Genomic DNA, 2,631 nt, shown 5'->3' on the forward strand with positions numbered 1-2,631 from the left:
CAGCTGGGATACTGTCCCCGCCGGATCGCGCCGATCCGGCGCCCGATGGGAGGAATGTGACCGCACAGCGCGCCGATGGACGGGCCAGCCGATGGGACCGGCATCGCGCCGAGCGCCGGGACCGGATTCTCGCCGCGGCACTCGAGGCTGTGCAGGCACAGGGCGCCTCGGTGGGCGTGCAGGAGATCGCCGATCTCGCGGAAGTACCGAGGTCGGTGCTGTACCGGCTGTTCAAGGACCGCGGGGACCTCGACGAACAGTTGCGTGCCCGCATCGTCGACGACCTGATGGCGGTGCTCGCGCCCACCCTGAATCCCGAAGGCACCGTGGCCGAGGCCATCGCGCGGTCGGTCGACACCTACGTGGGGTGGATCGCCGCCAATCCGCGGCTGCACTACTTCCTCGGCGCCGGGTCCGAGGGCAAGCAGCGGCACAATTCGCCGATCGTCTCCGGCACCAAGATCGCGATCGCCGGCACCGTGCGCGAGGTGTTCGAGAACGCACTGCGCGCTCAGTCGGCGCCGGTGACGATCGCCGAGCCGATGGCCTTCGGCCTGGTCGGGTTCGTCGACGGCAGCGTGAACCGGTGGCTGAGCCGCTCGATGCAGCCGATGGACGCGGCCGAACTGTCGTCATACCTGCAGGGCGCGATCTGGGCGATCGTGGACAGCAGCCTGCGCAAGGTCGGGGTCATGCTCAATCCGCTGACACCGATGGCCGATCTCGTGGCGCCACCGAGCGATACCCTTGAGCAAGGGAGTGTAGATGGAAGGAGCTGACGTGGGGCAACCAGTTCGCATCACGTGTAGCCGCCGCGTGATCGCCCGAGGCTGATCTCGAGCTACCGATGTCCGAGCCGATCGACCTGGTCGATTCAGCCGAACGAACCCGCACCACGCTCGCCAGTGCCGTGGCGCTGCTCTCGCAGGCTTGGGCATCCGGCTCACCACCCGACCTCTCGGCGTTCCTCCCCGGGGAACCGGCTGTGCGGCGCACGATCCTGATCGAACTGATCAAGATCGACCTCGAATACCGCTGGCTTCGGTATCACTTTCCCAAACGACTGGTCGACTACCGCGCGGAATTCGCCGAGCTGCGCGATGGTCCGCTGCCCGCCGAGCTCGTCTACGAGGAATTCCATGCCCTGCGCCGCGGATCGTGGACAGCCGACGCGGCTCCCACCGCCGGTCCGGCGACCTCGGCGACCGGCCCCGAGCCGACGAGCGACGACTACCACAGCACGATCATCGCTCGTCCCGGCGCACAGGTTCTGCTCGACGCCTTCGATGTCGGTGACCACGTCGACGACTTCGACCTCCTGATGCGGATCGGCGCGGGCGCCTTCGCCCAGGTGTATCTCGCCCGGCAGCAATCGATGCAGCGACTCGTCGCGGTCAAGATCTCCCACAATCACGGCACCGAGCCGCAGACCCTCGCCCAGCTGGACCACGAATACATCGTGCGCATCTTCGACCAGCGGCTCATCGCCGACGGCCAGCTGAAGCTGCTCTACATGCAGTACCTACCGGGCGGGACACTGCTCGACGTGCTGCGGTTGCGGCGCGCGACGCCCCCGGAACGCCACGGCGGGCAACTGCTGCTCGACGCCGTCGACGCGGTACTCGCCGAGAAGGGTGAGGTCCGGCCGACCGAATCGGCGATCCGGACCAGGACCGCGGCACTGACCTGGCCGGAGACCGTCGCCTGGCTGGGCCGCCGGCTCGCGGACGCGCTGGCGCACGCGTCCGAGCGAGGGGTGTTGCATCGAGATATCAAACCCGCGAACGTGCTGCTGAGCGCCGAGGGAGTGCCGAAGCTGGCCGACTTCAACGTCAGCTTCAGCAAACGGATCAAGGGCACCAGTCCGCTGGCCTACTTCGGCGGATCCCTGGCCTACATGTCGCCTGAACAGCTCGAAGCCTGCCATCCCGACCTGCCCGCGACCGCCCTCGACCTCGATACGCGCAGCGACATCTTCGCGCTGGCCGTCATGCTGTGGGAATTGCTCACGGGGCGGCGGCCCTTCCCCGACGAGACGACCGCGGGCGAGTCGGAAACGTCGCTGGCACGCATGCTCGAACTGCGGCGCAGACCGGTCGAGGCGGCATTCTTGTCGGAGCTTCCGCCGGATTGCCCCATGGCGCTGCGCCGCGTCCTGCTGAAATGTCTGTCGCCCGATCGCGAGGACCGCTATTCGTCCGGTTCGGAATTGGCCCAGCAGTTCGACCTGTGCCTCGAGAAGAGGGCCCGCGACCTCGTCTATCCGGCGCCGGACAGCTGGCGAACGCGGCTGTCGCGGTGGCCCACTCCCATCCTCTGGTTGTCGTCGGTGGTCGGGGTCGGCCTGGCCACGGTGTACCTGGCTGTGCACGGCCAGGAACTGATCAGAGCGCGCCTGTCCGATGCCACGAACGACCAGCTCGACAAGGGCATCCTGGTGTGCATCCTCGGTGGCTTGCTGTTGGCCATCGCCATCTACATCTACATTTCGCGTGATCAGCTCGAGGTTCTTCGCGGCTTGCGCAAAGGCAGACGCTACGGCGAAGCAAGGCTCGCGCGGGTGCGGTCGCGGACACTGGTGTGGGGCGACCTGTGTGCGCTCAACACGCTGCTGGCCGCGCTCATCGCCAC

2 protein-coding genes are annotated in these 2,631 nt (G+C 67.5%); both read left to right on the forward strand.

Features of this window, described 5'->3' with window-relative positions; translation table 11 throughout:
* Window positions 1–8 precede the first annotated feature (8 nt).
* Window positions 9–779 carry a TetR/AcrR family transcriptional regulator gene (locus tag ACFWPJ_RS29980; RefSeq protein WP_378856447.1) on the forward strand — a complete coding sequence of 257 codons (771 nt, stop codon included), beginning with the start codon at window positions 9–11 and terminating at the stop codon, window positions 777–779.
* 68 nt (window positions 780–847) lie between these two features.
* Window positions 848–2,631: serine/threonine-protein kinase (locus tag ACFWPJ_RS29985; protein ID WP_378856445.1), on the forward strand; the 1,784-nt coding region annotated here is incomplete at its 3' end.

Origin of the sequence: Nocardia sp. NPDC058497 (assembly GCF_042720195.1) — a bacterium.
GTDB lineage: Bacteria > Actinomycetota > Actinomycetes > Mycobacteriales > Mycobacteriaceae > Nocardia.